At 66.5% G+C, this 17,382-nt stretch carries 18 protein-coding genes and 1 other RNA gene; 11 read left to right on the forward strand and 8 right to left on the reverse strand.

Annotated elements, in window-relative coordinates; all coding sequences use genetic code 11:
* Positions 1 to 430 precede the first annotated feature (430 nt).
* Complete coding sequence (locus tag D4Q52_RS03625; protein ID WP_119855193.1) at positions 431 to 1,147, forward strand: DUF4167 domain-containing protein; 717 nt, start codon at positions 431 to 433, stop codon at positions 1,145 to 1,147.
* Between the two features lie 66 nt (positions 1,148 to 1,213).
* Here D4Q52_RS03625 and D4Q52_RS03630 read toward each other — a convergent pair whose 3' ends face one another.
* Positions 1,214 to 1,978, reverse strand: a complete 765-nt coding sequence (locus D4Q52_RS03630) for a class I SAM-dependent methyltransferase (RefSeq protein ID WP_119855194.1) — start codon at positions 1,976 to 1,978, stop codon at positions 1,214 to 1,216.
* Between the two features lie 173 nt (positions 1,979 to 2,151).
* Here D4Q52_RS03630 and gloB point away from each other — a divergent pair, with 173 nt between their 5' ends.
* Positions 2,152 to 2,919: a hydroxyacylglutathione hydrolase gene (gloB, locus tag D4Q52_RS03635; RefSeq protein ID WP_119855195.1), complete on the forward strand. Its 768-nt coding sequence runs from the start codon at positions 2,152 to 2,154 to the stop codon at positions 2,917 to 2,919.
* Positions 2,919 to 3,356, forward strand: a complete 438-nt coding sequence (locus D4Q52_RS03640) for a cupin domain-containing protein (RefSeq protein WP_119855419.1) — start codon at positions 2,919 to 2,921, stop codon at positions 3,354 to 3,356. Before gloB ends, D4Q52_RS03640 begins: the two co-directional genes overlap by 1 nt.
* A gap of 586 nt (positions 3,357 to 3,942) precedes the next feature.
* On the opposite strand, the gene D4Q52_RS03645 is transcribed toward D4Q52_RS03640, so the two are convergent.
* Genes D4Q52_RS03645 through D4Q52_RS03655 form a run of 3 tightly spaced genes read right to left on the reverse strand, consistent with a single transcriptional unit; the run spans position 3,943 to position 6,222 of the window.
* On the reverse strand, positions 3,943 to 4,872 hold the full coding sequence (locus D4Q52_RS03645) for a sugar kinase (RefSeq protein WP_119855196.1): 930 nt from the start codon (positions 4,870 to 4,872) through the stop codon (positions 3,943 to 3,945).
* Positions 4,869 to 5,801, reverse strand: a complete 933-nt coding sequence (gene nudC, locus D4Q52_RS03650) for an NAD(+) diphosphatase (RefSeq protein WP_119855197.1) — start codon at positions 5,799 to 5,801, stop codon at positions 4,869 to 4,871. The genes D4Q52_RS03645 and nudC overlap by 4 nt, the downstream gene beginning before the upstream one ends.
* A gap of 4 nt (positions 5,802 to 5,805) precedes the next feature.
* Entirely contained in the window at positions 5,806 to 6,222 is a 417-nt protein-coding gene (locus D4Q52_RS03655) for an HIT domain-containing protein (protein ID WP_119855198.1), read from the reverse strand.
* 230 nt (positions 6,223 to 6,452) lie between these two features.
* Between D4Q52_RS03655 and ffs the strand changes: the two genes are divergently transcribed.
* The 5 genes from ffs (at position 6,453) to D4Q52_RS03680 (ending at position 10,042) form a co-directional block, all read left to right on the forward strand.
* Positions 6,453 to 6,549: signal recognition particle sRNA small type (ffs, locus tag D4Q52_RS03660), an RNA gene on the forward strand.
* A 158-nt stretch (positions 6,550 to 6,707) separates the two neighbouring features.
* Positions 6,708 to 8,546, forward strand: coding sequence for a DNA polymerase III subunit gamma/tau (locus D4Q52_RS03665; protein WP_119855199.1), 1,839 nt, complete (start codon positions 6,708 to 6,710; stop codon positions 8,544 to 8,546).
* A gap of 30 nt (positions 8,547 to 8,576) precedes the next feature.
* Positions 8,577 to 8,897 (forward strand): YbaB/EbfC family nucleoid-associated protein, encoded by a 321-nt coding sequence (locus tag D4Q52_RS03670; RefSeq protein WP_119855200.1) that lies wholly within the window; start codon positions 8,577 to 8,579, stop codon positions 8,895 to 8,897.
* Positions 8,898 to 8,995: 98 nt separating this feature from the next.
* A complete protein-coding gene (gene recR, locus D4Q52_RS03675) occupies positions 8,996 to 9,601 on the forward strand; it encodes a recombination mediator RecR (RefSeq protein WP_119855201.1) in 606 nt (201 codons plus the stop codon).
* Positions 9,602 to 9,622: 21 nt separating this feature from the next.
* Positions 9,623 to 10,042 carry a hypothetical protein gene (locus D4Q52_RS03680; RefSeq protein WP_119855202.1) on the forward strand — a complete coding sequence of 140 codons (420 nt, stop codon included), beginning with the start codon at positions 9,623 to 9,625 and terminating at the stop codon, positions 10,040 to 10,042.
* Between the two features lie 161 nt (positions 10,043 to 10,203).
* Here the strand turns inward: D4Q52_RS03680 and D4Q52_RS03685 are convergent, their stop codons facing one another.
* Complete coding sequence (locus tag D4Q52_RS03685) at positions 10,204 to 11,574, reverse strand: AmpG family muropeptide MFS transporter (protein WP_119855203.1); 1,371 nt, start codon at positions 11,572 to 11,574, stop codon at positions 10,204 to 10,206.
* 242 nt (positions 11,575 to 11,816) lie between these two features.
* Complete coding sequence (locus D4Q52_RS03690; RefSeq protein ID WP_119855204.1) at positions 11,817 to 13,040, reverse strand: DNA recombination protein RmuC; 1,224 nt, start codon at positions 13,038 to 13,040, stop codon at positions 11,817 to 11,819.
* Between the two features lie 149 nt (positions 13,041 to 13,189).
* Between D4Q52_RS03690 and def the strand changes: the two genes are divergently transcribed.
* From def to truA, 3 genes are all read left to right on the forward strand, one after another.
* On the forward strand, positions 13,190 to 13,717 hold the full coding sequence (gene def / locus D4Q52_RS03695; protein WP_119855205.1) for a peptide deformylase: 528 nt from the start codon (positions 13,190 to 13,192) through the stop codon (positions 13,715 to 13,717).
* A 75-nt stretch (positions 13,718 to 13,792) separates the two neighbouring features.
* The gene (gene fmt / locus D4Q52_RS03700) at positions 13,793 to 14,728 is read left to right on the forward strand and encodes a methionyl-tRNA formyltransferase (RefSeq protein WP_119855206.1); all 936 of its coding nucleotides are present in this window, start codon (positions 13,793 to 13,795) and stop codon (positions 14,726 to 14,728) included.
* Between the two features lie 113 nt (positions 14,729 to 14,841).
* Entirely contained in the window at positions 14,842 to 15,579 is a 738-nt protein-coding gene (truA, locus tag D4Q52_RS03705; protein WP_119855207.1) for a tRNA pseudouridine(38-40) synthase TruA, read from the forward strand.
* 146 nt (positions 15,580 to 15,725) lie between these two features.
* Here truA and dapE read toward each other — a convergent pair whose 3' ends face one another.
* Together dapE and D4Q52_RS03715 are read right to left on the reverse strand one after the other, a co-directional pair.
* Positions 15,726 to 16,886 (reverse strand): succinyl-diaminopimelate desuccinylase, encoded by a 1,161-nt coding sequence (gene dapE, locus D4Q52_RS03710; RefSeq protein WP_119855208.1) that lies wholly within the window; start codon positions 16,884 to 16,886, stop codon positions 15,726 to 15,728.
* Positions 16,886 to 17,359 (reverse strand): DUF805 domain-containing protein, encoded by a 474-nt coding sequence (locus D4Q52_RS03715; protein WP_119855209.1) that lies wholly within the window; start codon positions 17,357 to 17,359, stop codon positions 16,886 to 16,888. Before D4Q52_RS03715 ends, dapE begins: the two co-directional genes overlap by 1 nt.
* Between the last annotated feature and the right edge of the window lie 23 nt (positions 17,360 to 17,382).

Genomic DNA, 17,382 nt, shown 5'->3' on the forward strand with positions numbered 1-17,382 from the left:
CAGTTCTTGTCGAGTCTTGTCGAGAACCCGGCTCGAAGGGTTCCAGGCAGCGGGTCCGGTTGAGCGCGAGGGCTTGGACAGAGCCGCGCTGCTCTCGACCGCGGAGCAAACGAAAGCCTGATTTTACGCTTGAAGAACTCACGCAAGCGAAGCTGAGCCTGCTTTGGCGGGCTCGTGGTTGGGTCCGGCCAGCGCGGCATGGTGCGCTCCGGAGTTGGGGAACGCGTCTTTGTTGAACGCGACATGCGGCGCTGACGGTATCAAACGGGTCAATTTTTGCGGATGGGCGGCTGTCGCCCGCAGTCGGCTTTGGCCTGCCATGCGCGCCGGCGGCATCGCGCGCGACCGTGGCGTGCACCAGAACGATCAGGCGCCACAACGATCAAACATCCACCATCGGGACGTACGGGACTCGGTAAAAAGGTAAGACATGAGAAACGGGCAGAACAACAAGCGGCTGCGCAATCGGAACAATGGTGGCGGCGGCAATAATAACAACAACAACCGGCGCGGCCAAAATCCGATGACCCGGGTGTTCGAATCCAACGGCCCTGATATCAAAATCCGCGGCACTGCTTCTCACGTTGCCGAGAAATACGTTCAGCTTGCCCGAGATGCGCGCTCATCCGGCGACCCGGTTGCGGCTGAGAATTATTATCAGCACGCCGAACATTACTTCCGTCTGATCGCGGCGGCGCAGGAGCAATTCCGGCAGAATCAGCCGCAGCAACAGCAGCCGCGCATCGACAACGACATGTCGGACGGCGACGACGACGAGACCGACTACTCGAACTTCGGTGCGGAGCCGGGCCTCGTCCCGGTGCAGCCGCAGCCGCAATATCAGCCGCGCGAACAGCCGCAGTATCAGCCCCGGGAGCCGCGCGAACAGCCGCAGCCGCGTGAACATCGTCCGCAGCCGCAGTTCACCCCGCGTGCCGAGCAGCCGCAGCCGACCGTCGATGCCGGCGTTGATCGCCTGCCGTCGTTCATCACCGGCCCGCAGCCGCAGGTTCCGCCGGCCGCGTTCGAAGGCGCGGGTGGCGGTGAACGCTTCCCGCCGCGCCGCCGTCGGCGTCCACATACGCCGCGTGGCGAAGCCGCCGCCGCAGCGCCTGCCCCGGCCGAGGACGTCTCGCGCGGCGAATAAGCGCGGGCCTGTCGTCTGATAGGATGATGATATCAAGGGTCGCGCTTGGCGCGGCCCTTGTTTGTTTCAGCGCGGCCGTGCCGGCAGGTCGGGATCGTCCGCCTGCATCGGCGACGGCACCAGCGACGGCTCGAGCGACGGAATCAGCCGGATGCGCTCGCGTTTGGCGGAGATCGGCCGCACCACCTGCTTGGTGGCCTCGACAACATGCACGCCGGCCAGCGGCAGCGAAGTCGCGCCGCCGATCCGCTCCCAGGCCGGCGCCGAGCGCATCAGCCAGCCCTGCTGCAGCGGCGGCACGAACAGCGCCTCGCTCCAACTCACCGGCGTGAACCAGGTCCGCCGCAGCAGATCGGAAATCTGCGAGCGCGAATAGGGGCGGCCATGGCCGAACGGGGTGGCGTCGGTGCGCGCCCAGACACCGCGGCGATTTGGTACGACCGCCAGCAAGCGTCCCGACGGCGCCAATATGCGCCAGACCTCCCGCAGCAGCGCCTCGGGGTCGTCTGACATCTCCAGCGCATGCACCAGCAGGATGCGGTCGACCGCGGCGTCAGGAAGAGGCAACGCGCGCTCCTCGACCAGCGTCGACAGCGTTGCACGCGCGGTCGGCCATTTCAGCACGCCCTGGGCGGCCGGCATGAAGGCGATGCAGCGCTCGCATCTGTCGCGAAACAGGCCGAGATACGGGGTCGGATAGCCGAATCCCAGCACGCGCTGGCCTTGCGCATCCTGCCATCGTTTCTGGATACCGCGATTGATGAGGCGCCGCGCGACCACGCCGAGCTGGCTGGAGTAGAATTCACGCAGATTGACCACATCCATCGTCATGGGGCGGCTTTTATCACGCCGGCAGCGCCTCCGGCAAAGCGGCCTTGTGCAGCGGTGGCTACCGTGCGTCGCCGCGGTTCATCCGTTCGGCGGTCCGTGGTAGACTATCGTCGTGACACTGGCTGACGCCTTTCGCGTCCCGTGCCGGTCTATCGAAATCCCCAGGAGAATTCATGGCTGCCGACATCCGCATCATCCCCTGCCTGTCCGATAATTTCGGCTATCTGGTTCACGACACCGCGACCGGTGCCACCGCGTCGATCGACGCGCCGGAAGCCGCGCCGCTGATCGCCGCACTGGAAAAGGAAGGCTGGAAGCTGACGGATATCCTGGTCACCCATCACCATGCCGACCACGTCGGCGGCATCGCCGAGTTGAAGCAGAAGTATCACTGCCGCGTCGTCGCGCCGCACGATGCCAACGCCAAGATCGCGGATGTCGATCTGCGCGTGCAGGAAGGTGACGTTGTTGGGGTCGGCGGTCTGTCGGCGCGAGTGTTGGAAACGCCGGGCCACACCCTCGATCATATCTCTTACGTATTCGATGACGACCGCGCGCTGTTTGCCGCCGATACGCTGTTCTCGATCGGCTGCGGCCGGGTGTTCGAGGGTACTTATCCGATGATGTGGGAATCGCTGCTCAAACTGCGCGAATTGCCGGATGACTTCAAACTTTATTGCGGCCACGAATACACCGCCTCCAACGTCGAATTTGCGCTGACTATCGAGCCCGACAACGCCGCGCTGCAGGCGCGCGCCAAACAGGTCGAGCAGCAGCGCGCGGCCGGTCAGCCGACCATTCCGGTGACGCTCGGCGAAGAGAAGCAGGCCAACGTGTTCCTGCGCGCCGACGTGCCGTCGGTCGCGGCCGCGGTCGGCCTCGCCGGCGAAAGCGCGGCGGACGTGTTCGGCGAGATCCGCGAGCGCAAGAATAACTCGTGATCCGTCCGTCGCTGACCGCCGCCGAGGTGATCGCGCGGCTTGATCTGAAGCCGCATCCCGAAGGCGGTCATTATCGCGAAAGCTTTCGCGATCCGCGCTGCGACCCCGCCGGCCGCAGCTTCTCGACCGCGATCTACTTCCTGCTGGCGCGCGGCGAGCGCTCGCATTGGCACCGCATCGATGCGGTCGAGATCTGGCACTACTATGCGGGTGCGCCGCTGACATTGGAGATCGCCGATGACGACGGCCCGCGCACGCTCGTGCTCGGGCCGGACATCACGGCTGGCCAACTGCCGCAGGCGATCGTGCCGCCGCACGCCTGGCAGGCCGCCTCGGCAACTGGCGACTGGACGCTGGTCGGCTGCACGGTCGCGCCGGGTTTCGATTTCGCCAAGTTCGAACTGGCCCCGCCGGGCTGGACGCCGCCGCAGACGTAGGCCCGTGGGATGGGGTAGCGCGCAGCGCGTAACCCATCGCCGCAAGCGCGGTGTGCGAAGTGATGGGTTACGGCGCAAGGGCGCCTAACCCATCCTACGAGTCCGTGCTTGCGGCCACTGCCTTGCCACCATGACTGCCGTCATGCGCGGGCTTGACCCGCCTGCGGGGCCGTAGCCCCTTCGGCGCGGCGAAGGCCCGCGCATCCATCGTGCGCGGCAGCGCGTCTTTGCGAAGAACGATGGATTGCCGGGTCAAGCCCGGCAATGACGACGGTGATGGTGAGAGCGTGTGAGCCGAACTCATCGTAGGCCCGTAGGATGGGTTAGCGCGAAGCGCGTAACCCATCGCCGCAAGCGCGGTGTGCGAAGTGATGGGTTACGGCGCAAGGGCGCCTAACCCATCCTACGAGTCCGTGTTTGCGGGCACTGCCTTGCCACACTCACCGTCGTCATGCGCGGGCTTGACCCGCGCATCCATCGCGCGCGCGCGCGTCTTTGCGAAGAACGTTGGATTGCCGGGTCAAGCCCGGCAATGACGACGGAGGTGGTGAGAACGCGCGGCCGGACTAACAGGCGCGCAAAAAGATTACTTCGCCTTCTCAGCCAGAAACGCCTCGACTTCGGCGCGGCTCGGGCACGCAAAGGCGCCGCCGGGCCTGGTGCATTTCAGCGCGGCGGCGGCGGAGGCGAAGCGCAGCGCGCTGGGGATGTCCTGGCCTTCGCTGAACGCGACCGCGAAGCCGCCGTGGAAGATGTCGCCGGCGCCGAGGGTGTCGACGACGTGCACCGGGTAGGCCGGTGTTTCCTGGAATTGCTGCTTGTCGTCGAGCCACAGCGTGCCCTTGGGGCCGCGGGTGACGGCGACGAAGGCGTGAGTCAGCGCCGCGACTTTCTTTAGCGAAGCTTCGTCGTCCTCGATGCCGGCGGTGGCGTGCAGCGCTTCGGCCGAGAAAATCAGATGCGACGAGGCGGTGAGCAGGCCCTGGTTGAGCGACATCGCGCTGTCGATATCGACCACCACCGGAATGTCGCGCTTGCGCGCTTCGGCGCAAAGCGGCGTGGCGAAGCTGGCGCAGCGGCTCTCGATCATGATGGCGTCGCAGTCGGCTAATAGCTCGTCAGCCGACGGCAGCTCGACATCCCACAGCTTCGGATCGCGGAAAGTGACGATGGTGCGCTCGCCGGTCGGATCGACCAGCACGGCGGAGATCGGCGTCACCAGGCCCGGCATGTGCACCAGCTCGGAGGTGGCGATGCCTTCCTCGGCGAGCTTGTCGAAGATGAAGGTGGCGGCTGCTTCGTCCTTGTCGCCCATCGGGCCGCACATCCGCGCGGTGCCGCCGAGCCGGGCGATGCCGATCGCCGCATTCAGCGCGTTGCCGCCGCAGATTTCCTGATAGGCGCTGGCCGGCACCTTGTAGCCGCGGCCGGGCACGGCCTCGATCCGGAAGGTGAGGTCCCGCACCGGAATGCCGATGCACAGCACGCGCGGATGGGGCTTGGCGGTTTGGGTCATGAATGTCCTTCCAGCCAACGGCCGACGAGATGATGCGCGATCGCGAACGGGTGCGGTCCTGCCAGTCCGTCCGGATGCTCGCGCCTCAGCATCAGCGCGGCTTCGTCGCGCGAGAACCAGCGGGCGTCTTCGAGTTCGGTGAGATCGACGGTGATGTTCTCGCTGGTGGCGATCGCAGTACAACCGATCATCAGCGACGAGGGATAGGGCCAGGGCTGCGTCATGTAGTAGCGCACGTCGCTGCAGCGGATGCCGGATTCCTCCAAGATCTCGCGGCGCACCGCGTCCTCGATCGTCTCGGCCGCTTCGACAAAGCCGGCGAGGCACGAATACATCCCCGGCGGAAACTGCTTCTGCCGGCCGAGCAGGCACTTCTCGCCGGCCGTCACCAGCATGATCACCACCGGATCGGTGCGCGGGAAGTGCTCGGCCTTGCAGTTCGGGCAGTCGCGCTTCCATCCGCCTTGCGACATCGACGTGCGGGTGCCGCAATTGGCGCAAAAGCCGTGGCGCTGATGCCAGTTGACCAGCGACTTCGCCACCGCGATGGCGGCGAGCTGGTCGGGTGGCAGCACGCCCTGCATCGCCATGCCGCGCAATTCGGCAAGGCCGGCGTCGGGCCGGCCGATCAGCTTCTCGGCTGCCGGCGCGCCGATGCCCATGCCGAACACCGCGGCGCCGTCGCGCAGGCCGAGGAAGATCGTGCCCGCATTGGCGCCGAGCGAAATCGCTTCCTTGATGGTCAACAGCGCGCGCGTGCCGCCGTCCTCATGCTTCACCAGCAGCGAATCGCGATGCACCACATAGGCGCGGGTGTCGGGCTTGTCCTCCATCGCCATCAGCTTGGCGTCGTTCATGCGCAGATGCGCGGCGCGGTCGAGTCCGTTGCTGACGAAGGCCGGCTGGCCGAGAGGGAATGCGCTGCTCATCGGTTCACCCCAGCCAGATCTTGCGCCGCAACGCGCTGATGAATTGCTGCACCTCTTCCGGGTCGTGCGGCAGCGGCGGCATTACGCCCCACACCGGGCGCGGCCAGGCCGCATCGCCGGAGCGTCGCGCAATGATGTGGACGTGCAGCTGCGGCACCATGTTGCCGAGCGCGGCGATGTTCAGCTTGTCGCATTTGGTGATCTCCTTCAGCGCGCGACTGACCCGGGAGATCTCGGTCATCAGCTGCGCCTGCTGGACCTCGTCGAGGTCGATGATCTCGACCGCGCCGGCGCGGCGCGGCACCAGCAGCAGCCAGGGGTAATGCGCGTCCTTGATCACCAGGACGCGGCTGAGCGGCAGATCGCCGATATTGATGGTGTCTTTCTCGAGCTGCGAGCTGAGCGACCAGTCGGAAGGCATTGGGGGTTCCATCGGCCCGTATGGGCGGGCTCTTGCTTGCGGTGAGGCGCGTCCGAATGCATCCATATCAAGCCGGCCGCGGCGGCGGAAGCGGCGGCACGCGCCCGACGCGTCGCCTGACGCATGCCGGCTGCGCGCAGCTCCGGGCTTTTTTGCCTCGGCCTAGCCGAAGGTTCAAAGCCGGCTACGGCCGCTTGCATTCGCGCAAATTTGGCGCCACATAGGGACCGGGAGATTGGCGGTGGACGAGCCACTCGCCAACCGGGTCAGGTCCGGAAGGAAGCAGCCCTAACGAGGTCCGGATCGGGTCGCTCGTCAGTCTCCTACCTGTTTTTCGGCCGTGCGCCGGCCGTTCGAAGGTGGTGGTTCCCGGCGGAAGCCGGGTCTGCGTGGGGTGATCCGGTCAGCCGCATGAACCTGCCCCGCCGTCACCCCGCTGCGTTCCGCAATCCGGCCCCGACACGCACAGCATTGCGGACTGACCGATGAGCGATTCTGGCGTTCCCGCCGATAATCCGGCGTCTGCAGCTTCGACCGAGATGGCCGCGCCGGCCGGCGCCTATCGGGTGCTGGCGCGCAAATATCGTCCCAACAGTTTCGAGGATCTGATCGGCCAGGAAGCGGTGGTGCGCACCGTCTCCAACGCGTTCGACACCGGCCGGATTCCGCAGGCCTGGATCCTCACCGGCGTCCGCGGCGTCGGCAAGACGACGACCGCCCGCATCCTGGCGCGGGCGCTGAACTACGAGATGCCGGACGGCTCGGTGAAGGGGCCGAGCATCCACATGCCGGTGCACGGCGTGCACTGCAAGGCGATCATGGAAAGCCGGCACATGGACGTGCTGGAAATGGACGCCGCGTCGCACACCGGCGTCGACGACGTCCGCCAGATCAACGACAGCGTGCGCTATGCGCCGTCCAGCGCGCGCTACAAGGTCTACATCATCGACGAAGTCCACATGCTGTCGACGGCGGCGTTCAACGCCTTCCTGAAGACGCTGGAGGAGCCGCCGGAACACGCCAAATTCGTGTTCGCCACCACCGAAATCCGCAAGGTGCCGGTGACGGTGCTGTCGCGCTGCCAGCGCTTCGACCTGCGCCGGGTCGAGGCCGACGTACTGATGACGCATCTCGGCAATATCGCCCAGAAGGAAGGCGTTGAGGTCGAGCCGGAAGCGCTCGGCATCATCGCCCGCGCCGCCGAAGGCTCGGTGCGTGATTCGCTGTCGCTGTTCGACCAGGCGATCGCGCATGCGGCTGGCCTCGTGCGCGCCGACGCGGTGCGGCAGATGCTCGGCCTTGCCGACCGCACCCGCGTGATCGAACTGTTCGACGCGCTGGCGCGCGGCGATATCGCGGCGGCCTTCGCCGAATTCCGCGATCAGTACGACACCGGCGCCGATCCGGTGGTGGTGCTCAGCGATCTCGCCGAATTCGTCAATTTCGTCACCCGCGTGAAGATCGTGCCGGCGATCGCCGACAACGTCGCGTTCGGCGAGACCGAGCGGCTGCGCGGGCGTGAGTTCGCCACCAAGCTGTCGATGCGGGTGCTGTCGCGAATGTGGCAGATGCTGCTGAAGGGCATCGCCGAGGTGCAGGGCGCGACGCGTCCGGCCGCGGCCGCCGAGATGGTGCTGGTGCGGATCGCCTACGCGGCCGATCTGCCGACACCGGATGAGGCGATTCGGATGATCGAGCAGGGCGGCGGCGGATCGCTCCCGTCCGGCGGCAGTGCGCCGCGCGGGGCGTCGCCCGCTGCGCCTTCCGCAATGACGTCAGCAACGTCGAACTACTCTGCGCCGGTCGCAATGTCGTCGCGCGGCGCGACCATGAACCAGCCGTCGATGGCGCGGCCGCAGCCGAGCGCGCCCGCGCAGCCCGATCCCGGCGTCCTCAAGATCACCAGCTTCCCGCAACTCGTCGCGCTCGCTTCCGAAAAACGCGACGTGATGACCCGGATGGCGCTGGAAGCCGACGTCCGGCTGGTGCGGATCGAAGACGGCCGGCTCGAGATCGCTTTGGAGCGCACCGCCTCGCGGGCGCTGGTCAGCGACCTCGGCCGCAAGCTCGAGCAATGGACCGGCCGGCGCTGGACCGTGGTGATCTCCAACGAGCCGGGCCAGCCGACGCTGCGCTCGCAGAACGAGGCGATCAAGAACGAGCGCGAACGCGCCGCCGAGAACGACCCCCGGGTGCAAGAGGTGCTGGCGCGCTTTCCCGGCGCCAAGGTGATGGAGGTGCGGCGGCTCGCCGCCGAGCCGGCCGCGGCCGATGCTGCTATCGAAGGCGCTGTCGAGCCGGCCGACGAAGACGACGACCTTTAGGTTCAAGCTCTCTCAAGAAGGAATCCGATCATGGCTGATTTCCTCGGCATGATGAAGCAGGCCGCGCAGCTGCAATCGAAGATGAAAGCGATGCAGGACGAGCTCGACCAGATCGAGGTCGAGGGCCTGTCCGGCGGCGGCCTCGTCAAGGTGCGCATGACCGCCAAGATGGAAGTGCGCGGAATCTCGATCGATCCGTCGCTGGTGAAGCCGGACGAAGTCGGCGTGCTGGAAGACCTGGTGATGGCGGCGCTCGGCGACGCGCATCGCAAGGCAGAAGCGGCCATGCAGGAGAAGATGAAGGCGCTGACCGGCGGGCTCGGCCTGCCGCCCGGGCTCGGTCTGGGCTAGTCTTCCCTCAATACCGATTCGCAATCTCACTCGCCGACCGGCAGTCGCCGCAGCGTCTGCCGGTGCTTTGATTCACCTCTACGAATGGTGCCGTCCCGATGGCAATTGCGGTCGCAGGCCCCGAGATCGAACGTCTGATCCAGTTGCTGGCGCGCCTGCCAGGATTGGGGCCGCGCTCGGCGCGGCGCGCCGCGCTGCATCTGATCAAGAAGCGTGACGCGCTGATGGGACCGCTCGCCGCCGCGTTGCAGGTCGCGATCGACAAGATTCAGGTGTGCAAGACCTGCGGCAATATCGATACGCAGAATCCCTGCACGGTGTGCACCGATCCGCGGCGTGATCCGGCGATCATCGTGGTGGTGGCCGACGTCGCAGATCTGTGGGCGCTCGAACGCGCTTCCGCCACGAACGGCCGCTATCACGTGCTCGGCGCCACGCTGTCTCCCCTCGACGGCGTCGGTCCCGACGATCTGACCATCGACGCGCTGGTGGCGCGCGCCCATGATCCCGCGGTCAGCGAGATCATCCTGGCGCTCAACGCCACCGTCGACGGCCAGACCACAGCACATTACGTCACCGACCTCCTGCAGGACGCCAACGTGAAAGTGACGCGGCTCGCCCATGGCGTGCCGGTCGGCGGCGAACTCGACTATCTCGACGAAGGCACGCTGTCGGCCGCGATGCGGCAGCGCACCTTGTTCTGAACGAATCCGGAAGTGGACCCGATGATCGACCGACTGCTCAAGCCCTCGCTGATTCTCGCTGCGTTCGCCTGTTTGTCCATCCCGCCCGCGGCGGCGCAGGGCAGCGACAGTCAGGCGGCGCTACCCAAGCCCACGGCGATGAAAGTCGGCGACGTGCTCAGCGGCGAACTCACCGCGATGCGCTCGAAGGCCAAGGGCAAGAAAGGCCCGGTGTATCAGCTGGTCAGCGAGCCACGCCGCCTGCCGCCGCCGGCCGGGCTGTGCAATCTCGAGAACGGCCCCGAGACCTTCCAGATCGTGCCGGCTGGCGACAGCCAGGCGGCGCAGCTCAAGAAGTATCTCGGCAAACATGTGTCGCTCAAGGTCGAAGCCGTCGCCTGCGCCGAAGAGGCCGGGCAGTACAGCGAAGCCGTGGTGACGAAGTGGACGCTGGCGAACTAAGTGGGCGCGGCGTCAATGATGGCCGTCATCAGGCGTCCGTGTAAGCCGTCATTGCGAGGAGCGTAGCGACGAAGCAATCCAGCGTAGTGCACTGTGCTTCTGGATTGCTTCGCTTCGCTCGCAATGACGCGCGGAGGGCGTCTTGTTGACAATCTCACCGATCACACCCTCACCGGCCCGAGCGCCGAAAAATGGTCGCGGCGTTGCAGCCAGGCGAGGAGCACGAGGCTCGGCGCGGCGACTGCGACGCTGATCATGAAGAACAGCGGCCAGCCGGTGGCCTGTGCCACATAGCCGGCGCCGGCCGACAGATAGGTCCGCCCCACTGCTGAGAGAGCCGTGAGCAAAGCGTATTGCGTCGCGGTGTGCAGCGGGTTCTGGCACAGCGCCGACAGATACGCGACGAAGATCACGGTGCCGATCGCGCCGGTGAAATTCTCGACCGAGATCGCCAGCGCCAGCGCCCATTGATTGACGCCGACCGTCGACAGCCAAGCGAATGCGAGGTTCGAGATAGCCTGCAGCACCGCGCCGATCCACAGGCTCGTCACCAGCGAATAGCGCCGCGCCAGATAGCCGCCAGCGAAACCGCCGATCAGCGTCGCGGCGAGGCCGACGCCTTTGACGATCGCCGCGTAGTCGTTGCGGCTGAAGCCGAGGTCGATCACGAACGGCGCCGTCATCGTACCGGAGAACGCGTCGGTGAATTTGAACAGCACCACGAAGGCGAGCGCCGCGAGCGCGTCCTTGCGGCCGAGAAATTCCGAGAACGCGCCGACTGCGGCGCGCATCACCCGGGTAAAAGCGCTGTCGGCGCTGGTCGCGGCCTCGGCACGAACCGAGGCTTCCGGCTCGGTCGCCAGCAGCGCCGTGACGGTGCCGATCAGCACCATCGCCGCCATGGTGACGTAGCCCCACATCCAGGCGGTGGCGCGCGTCACGCCCGCGCCTTCGTAAGCGCTAACCAGGAACAGCACGCCGGCGGTCGAGATCAGCATGCCGATCCGATACGCCGCAACATACGACGCCATGCCGGCGGCCTGCTCGTTCTCCGGCAGGCTCTCGACGCGAAACGCATCGACCACGATGTCCTGCGTCGCCGACGCGGCCGCGACCAACAGCGCCCCGAGCGCGACGAACACCGGCGCGCGCGCCGGATCGGTCAGCGCCAACAGCAGGATCGCGGCGATCAGCAGCAGCTGCGTGGCCACCAGCCAGCCGCGGCGGCGGCCGAACAGTCGCGAAAGCACCGGCACATGCAGCGCATCGACCACCGGGGCCCAGATGAATTTCAGCGTGTAGGGCGTGCCGACCAGCGCGAATAGCCCGATGGTGCCGAGATCGACACCCGACTCCCGCATCCACACCAGCAGCGTCGAGCCCGACAGCGCCAGCGGCAGCCCCGAAGCAAAACCGAGAAACAACACGATCAGCACGCGCGGCTGCAAATACACAGCGAAGGCTTCGCGCCAGCTCGGCTTGGGCGCGTCGCTCGATGTGACGGGAGTGGGCGGGTTTTTCGCTGAGGCCATGCCGATTCGTAGCAGATTCGAGGGCAGCCGGTCATTCAGGCGCGGTGCTGCTGCGCCACCAACGAGTCGTCCCCGCGCAGGCGGGGACCCATAACCCCTTGTCCCGGATCGTCCGCGGAAGCCTCAGCCGCACAGCTTCAATCGAAACGCTGCGGCGTATGGGTCCCCGCCTGCGCGGGGACGACGTGTGGAGAGGAAGGCCGAAAATCGCAGATGCGCCGCTGCTCCCAACGGGAACGGCCTCAGCCTGCAGAAACTTCGTCGATCTTGAAGGCGCGGGAGGCGAACAGGTCGCGCTCCTGCGCGAGTGGCGCCTCGGGGTTCGATGGCGGCGCCGGCGTCTCGGGCGCTGCAAAATCCAGTTCCTCGATCCGTGCCGCGCGGCGTTCGATCTTGTCGGCTGAGACCAGGATTTGGCGGACGTCATCATTCACCTGTCCGAAATGCGTCTGCAGCTTGCTGACGCGCTCGCGCAGCCGGGCGAGGTCGTCGCTGAGGTGCAGCACCTCGGTGCGGATCTGGTCGGCGGCGTCGCGCATCCGCGCGTCCTTGAGGATCTGCTGCATCACCTGGATCGCCAGCATCAACAGTGACGGCGACACCAGCACGACGCGGGCCCGATAGGCCTTCTGGATGACGTCGTCGAAGCCGTCGTGAATCTCCGCGTAGACGGACTCCGACGGCACGAACATCAGCGCGGTGTCCTGGGTCTCGCCCGGGATCAGGTACTTGCCGGCGATGTCGTCGACATGCCGCATCACGTCGGTACGTAGCTGTTGGGCGGCGGCTTTCTTCTCCGCATCGCTGCGGGCCTCGCGCAGCGCCGTCACCGCCTCGAGCGGAAATTTGGCGTCGATGCACAGCGGCCGCTGGTCCGGCAGCAGCACCACGCAGTCCGGCCGCTTGCCGTTCGGCAGCGTGTACTGGAACGCGTAGCCGCCCTTCGGCAGCCCGTCCTGCACGATCGACTCCATCCGCGCTTGGCCGAACGCGCCGCGCGCCTGCTTGTTGGCCAGCACGTCGCGCAGCGTCGTCACCTGGTCGGTCAGTTCGGTGAGGTTGTCGTGGGCGCGGTCGATGATGCCGAGCCGCTCATGCAGCGCCTGCAGGCTCTGCATGGTGTAGCGGGTCGACTGCGTCAGCGAATGGCCGAACCGATGCGTGACGCTGTCGAGCCGCTCGCTCATCGCCTTGGCCATTTCGGCCTGGCGCCCGGCCAGCGCCCGCCCCATCGCATCGACCCGGCCGTTGGCTTCGCTCTGATAACGAATCAGATCTGACAGCCGCTGCTCGAGTTCGGCGGCGCGGCGGGTCTGCGCCAGCGTCGCGGCGTTGCCGCCGTGCAGGCCGCGGGCGATCACGGCGGCGATCGCCAGCAGCACCAGCAGCGCCATCGCCGCCATGCCGACCAGCGCGGCGCCGACACTGACCGGCGTGTCTCCCACTACAAACAGCACGTCGTTCATGGTCCGACCCTAGCAGAGGGAATTATCTGTGCGAACGAAGAGAGAACAATAAACTGAATAGAGTTTTAAGCGTCGGTCGCGCCGAAAGTGGCAGCGCCTCCGGGCCGCGCTGGATTGACCGGACCGCCATGGCGCCTTAAATCGCCGCTATGGCCCTGCGCGAAATCATCATTCTGCCCGACAAACGGCTGCGTGAAATCTCCAAGCCCGTCGCCGAGGTGACGAGCGAGATCCGCAAGCTCGCCGACGATATGTTCGAGAGCATGTACGATGCCCCCGGCATCGGGCTGGCGGCGATTCAGATCGCCGAGCCGGTGCGGCTGATCACGATGGATCTGGTGCGCAAAGAGGGCAACGGCGCCAGCGAGCCGCGCGCCTTCATCAATCCGGAGATCGTCGGCGCCTCGCAGGAGCTGAACGTCTACGAGGAAGGCTGCCTGTCGATCCCCGAATACTACGCCGAGGTCGAGCGGCCCAAGACGGTGCGGATCCGCTACACCGACCTCGACGGCAATTTGAAGGAAGAGGACGCCGACGGGCTGTTCGCGACCTGCATCCAGCACGAGATCGATCACCTCAACGGCGTGCTGTTCGTCGACCATATCTCGAAGCTGAAAAAGGCAATGGTGGTCCGCAAGTTCGAAAAGGCTGCCAAGCGCGGCATCAAATACGTCTGAGCGCTCGCGCGGCCGACCGGCCGACGCGTTGCGACGCTCGGCCTCATCGCCAGACCGGTTCGGAACACGCACGCCATGCCGCTTCGCCTCGTCTTCATGGGCACGCCCGATTTCGCAGTGCCGACGCTGATGGCGCTGGCGGCGCATGGCCACGACATCGCGGCGGTGTACACGCGGGAGCCGAAGCCGGCTGGGCGCGGCATGAAGCTGCAGGAAAGTCCCGTTGCGCTCGCCGCGCACCGGCTGCAGGCGCCGGTGCTGACGCCGAAGACGCTGCGGACCGACGAGGCGCTCGCCAATTTCCGCGCCCATGAGGCCGATGCCGCGGTGGTCGTCGCTTACGGCATGATCCTGCCGCAGGCGATTCTCGATACGCCGCCGCTCGGCTGCTACAATCTGCACGGCTCGCTGCTGCCGCGCTGGCGCGGCGCCGCGCCGCTCAACCGCGCCATCATGGCGGGTGACGCCGAGACCGGCGTGATGGTGATGAAGATGGACGTCGGCCTCGACACCGGCGACGTCGCGATGGCCGAGCGCATCGCCATCACCGACGCGATGACCGTCACCGATGTCCACGATACGCTGGCGCAACTCGGCGCCGACCTGATGGTGCGGGCGATGGCGGCGCTGGAGCGCGGGCGGCTGCAACTCACCAAACAGCCCGAGGACGGCGTCACTTACGCGGCCAAGATCGACAAGGCCGAAGCGAAGATCGATTTCGCAAAGCCCGCGTGCGCGGTGCTGCGCCATATCCACGGCCTGTCGCCGTTCCCCGGTGCCTGGTGCGAACTGCCGATCGAGGGCGAGCCGGTCCGCATCAAGGTGCTGCGCTGTGCGCTGGCGGACGGGCACGGCACGCCCGGCGAGGTGATCGGCGACGGTCTCACTATCGCTTGCGAAGACGGTGCAATCCGCATCACGCAACTGCAGCGCGCCGGCAAGCAGCCGATGAGCGCCGAAGAGTTCTTGCGCGGCACGCCGATCGCAAAGGGCGTTCGGGTGGTTAGCTGAGTGCATTGCACAGCGTCATGCGCGGGCTTGACCCGCGCATCCATCCTCGAAACAAATCTCTCTTGAACGATGGATTGCCGGGTCAAGCCCGGCAATGACACCGAATGAGGGTCATGCCCCGCTACAAACTCACCATCGAATATGACGGCGCGCCGTATTGCGGCTGGCAGTTGCAGCCGGCGCTGCCGTCGGTGCAGGGCGCGCTCGAGGTGGCGGCGCTGGCGACCTGTGGCGCGGCGGTGCGGGTGCATGGCGCCGGCCGCACCGATGCGGGCGTGCATGCGCTGGGGCAGGTGGCGCATGTCGATATTCCAAAGCCGTTCCGTGCCGATAAACTGCGCGACGCGTTGAACGCGCATCTGCGGCCGAATCCGATCGCGGTGTTGGCGGCCGAGATCGTGCCCGACACCTTCGAGGCGCGGTTCTCGGCGATCCGGCGGCACTATCGCTATCGCATCGCCAACCGCCGCTCCAATCTGGCGCTCGAACTCGGCAAGGTCTGGCGCGTGCCGAAGCCGCTCGATACCGATGCGATGCACCGCGCCGCGCAGGTGCTGATCGGCAAGCACGACTTCACGACCTTTCGCGATACCGAGTGCCAGGCGGCGTCGCCGGACAAGACGCTCGACGTGCTAGACGTGATCCGCACCGGCGACGTGGTCGATATCATCACCAATGCGCGCTCCTATCTGCACAGCCAGGTGCGCTCAATGGTCGGCTCGCTGGTGTGGGTCGGCGAGGGCCGCTGGACCGCGGACGACCTCGCCGCGGCGCTGGCCGCGCGAAAACGCTCCGCCTGCGGCCCAGTCGCGCCGCCGGAGGGGTTGTATCTGATGCAGGTGGATTACTAAGCCAAGGCGTCTTCGGGCAAACCTCTCGTTCGTCATTCCGGGGCGCGCGTAGCGCGAGCCCGGAATCCATACTCACCGACGGTGGTTATGGATTCCGGGCCTGCGCCGCTTCGCAGCGCATCCCGGAATGACAAAAGGGAGGTCGTTTACTTGAAATATCTCTCCAGCACGCCGCGATAGATCGCGGTGAGCTTGTCGAGATCACTGATCGGCGTGCGTTCGTCGATCTGGTGCATGGTCTGGCCGACCAGGCCGAATTCGACCACCCGGCAATACTTCGCAATGAAGCGCGCATCCGAGGTGCCGCCGCCGGTGTTGAGATCGGGAATGCGGCCGGTGACGTCGGCGATTGCGCTGCTGACGACATCCGTGAATGCGCCGGGCTTGGTGACGAACACGTCGGCGTTCGACGGCAGCCACTCGATCCGCGCGCGAATGCGGTTGCCGCAGGCGGCGGCGAGCCGCTCTTCGACCAGCGCCTTTAGCGTGTCCTGCGTGTGGTGATCGTTGAAGCGGATGTTGAATTTCGCGCGGGCCTGCGCCGGAATCACGTTTGTGGCCGGGTTGCCGACGTCGACCGAGGTGAATTCCAGATTGGACGGCTGGAACTGCGCCGAGCCCTGATCCAGCGGCTCGTCGTTGAGCGCGGTGATCAGCGCGGCGATGTCCGGAATCGGATTAGATGCGCGGTGCGGATAGGCGACGTGGCCCTGCGTGCCGTCGACGATCAGCACGCCGGACTGCGAGCCGCGGCGGCCGATCTTGATGGTGTCGCCGATCGTCTCGACATTGCTAGGCTCGCCGACGATGCAATGATCGAATCGCTCGCCGCGCTCGGCCGCCCATTGCAGCAGCTTGACGGTGCCGTTGACGGCGACGTCTTCCTCGTCGCCGGTGATCAGGAACGAGATCGAGCCTTTTGGCTTGCCGCCATTTGCCGCCAGATAGTCCAGCGTCGCCGCGACCGCGCAGGCGATGCCGCCCTTCATATCGACCGCGCCGCGGCCGTACAGCAGGCCGTCCGCGACGTCGCCGGAGAATGCGCCATGGCTCCAGGCGCTGTCCTCGCCCGCCGGCACTACATCGGTGTGGCCGGCAAAGCTGAGATGCGGAGCGCTGGTGCCGATGCGGGCGTAGAGATTATCGATGTCGGCGGTGCCGGGTTCGCTGAAGGTGACGCGATGAACGTCGAAGCCGGCGTCGCCGAGCAGCCGCTCCAGCACGCCGAGCGCGCCGGCGTCGGCCGGCGTCACCGACGGACAGCGCAGCAGGTCCTGCGCGATCGACAGAGCAGTCGGAGAGGTCATCAGATCACGGCGCCCTGCGGCTCGAGCGGATCGGGGCCGAATCGGTTCGGGCCGCGGGTGCCGCGCAAGCAGCCGAGTTCGACAAAGCCCCAGATCGCAATGCCGAGGCCGATCAGCGACAGCACCCAATTGGTGCCGCTGTCGGCCATCGCGGTGTTCGAGCCGCCGCTCAGGCCCGGACCAAACCAGAACAGCAGGATCCACCAGCCGCTCTTGTCGCGGTCGTGCAGCCGCTTCACGCCGGTGGCGAGAAACGCCCAGGTGCCGGCGATGCTGAGCGCGATCGCCACCGCCCAGATCAGCAGCGCGCCGCCGGCGAAGCGGAACAGATTGTCCGTTTCCATGCCGCCGAGCCAGATCAGCGCGATGCTGCCGAACACCACCCAGGCGGCGACGTTGAGCAGGCCGACCAGCCAGTATTTGGCGCGGTTGATCCGGCCCTGAAAACTGAACAGCAGCGTCGTCCAATCCATCGTCGCCTCCCAAACAGTGGTTT

This window comes from Rhodopseudomonas palustris, assembly GCF_003591005.1.
In the GTDB taxonomy this organism is placed as follows: Bacteria; Pseudomonadota; Alphaproteobacteria; order Rhizobiales; family Xanthobacteraceae; genus Rhodopseudomonas; species Rhodopseudomonas palustris_K.

Coding starts and splice junctions, on each gene's coding strand:
- truA (WP_119855207.1), top strand. CDS start 14,842: ATGCCCCGCTACAAACTCACCATCGAATATGACGGCGCGCCGTATTGC.
- D4Q52_RS03690 (WP_119855204.1), bottom strand. CDS start 13,040: ATGAACGACGTGCTGTTTGTAGTGGGAGACACGCCGGTCAGTGTCGGC.
- nudC (WP_119855197.1), bottom strand. CDS start 5,801: ATGAGCAGCGCATTCCCTCTCGGCCAGCCGGCCTTCGTCAGCAACGGA.
- D4Q52_RS03680 (WP_119855202.1), top strand. CDS start 9,623: ATGATCGACCGACTGCTCAAGCCCTCGCTGATTCTCGCTGCGTTCGCC.
- D4Q52_RS03625 (WP_119855193.1), top strand. CDS start 431: ATGAGAAACGGGCAGAACAACAAGCGGCTGCGCAATCGGAACAATGGT.
- recR (WP_119855201.1), top strand. CDS start 8,996: ATGGCAATTGCGGTCGCAGGCCCCGAGATCGAACGTCTGATCCAGTTG.
- gloB (WP_119855195.1), top strand. CDS start 2,152: ATGGCTGCCGACATCCGCATCATCCCCTGCCTGTCCGATAATTTCGGC.
- D4Q52_RS03665 (WP_119855199.1), top strand. CDS start 6,708: ATGAGCGATTCTGGCGTTCCCGCCGATAATCCGGCGTCTGCAGCTTCG.
- D4Q52_RS03670 (WP_119855200.1), top strand. CDS start 8,577: ATGGCTGATTTCCTCGGCATGATGAAGCAGGCCGCGCAGCTGCAATCG.
- fmt (WP_119855206.1), top strand. CDS start 13,793: ATGCCGCTTCGCCTCGTCTTCATGGGCACGCCCGATTTCGCAGTGCCG.
- D4Q52_RS03685 (WP_119855203.1), bottom strand. CDS start 11,574: ATGGCCTCAGCGAAAAACCCGCCCACTCCCGTCACATCGAGCGACGCG.
- D4Q52_RS03645 (WP_119855196.1), bottom strand. CDS start 4,872: ATGACCCAAACCGCCAAGCCCCATCCGCGCGTGCTGTGCATCGGCATT.
- D4Q52_RS03630 (WP_119855194.1), bottom strand. CDS start 1,978: ATGACGATGGATGTGGTCAATCTGCGTGAATTCTACTCCAGCCAGCTC.
- D4Q52_RS03655 (WP_119855198.1), bottom strand. CDS start 6,222: ATGCCTTCCGACTGGTCGCTCAGCTCGCAGCTCGAGAAAGACACCATC.
- D4Q52_RS03715 (WP_119855209.1), bottom strand. CDS start 17,359: ATGGATTGGACGACGCTGCTGTTCAGTTTTCAGGGCCGGATCAACCGC.
- dapE (WP_119855208.1), bottom strand. CDS start 16,886: ATGACCTCTCCGACTGCTCTGTCGATCGCGCAGGACCTGCTGCGCTGT.
- def (WP_119855205.1), top strand. CDS start 13,190: ATGGCCCTGCGCGAAATCATCATTCTGCCCGACAAACGGCTGCGTGAA.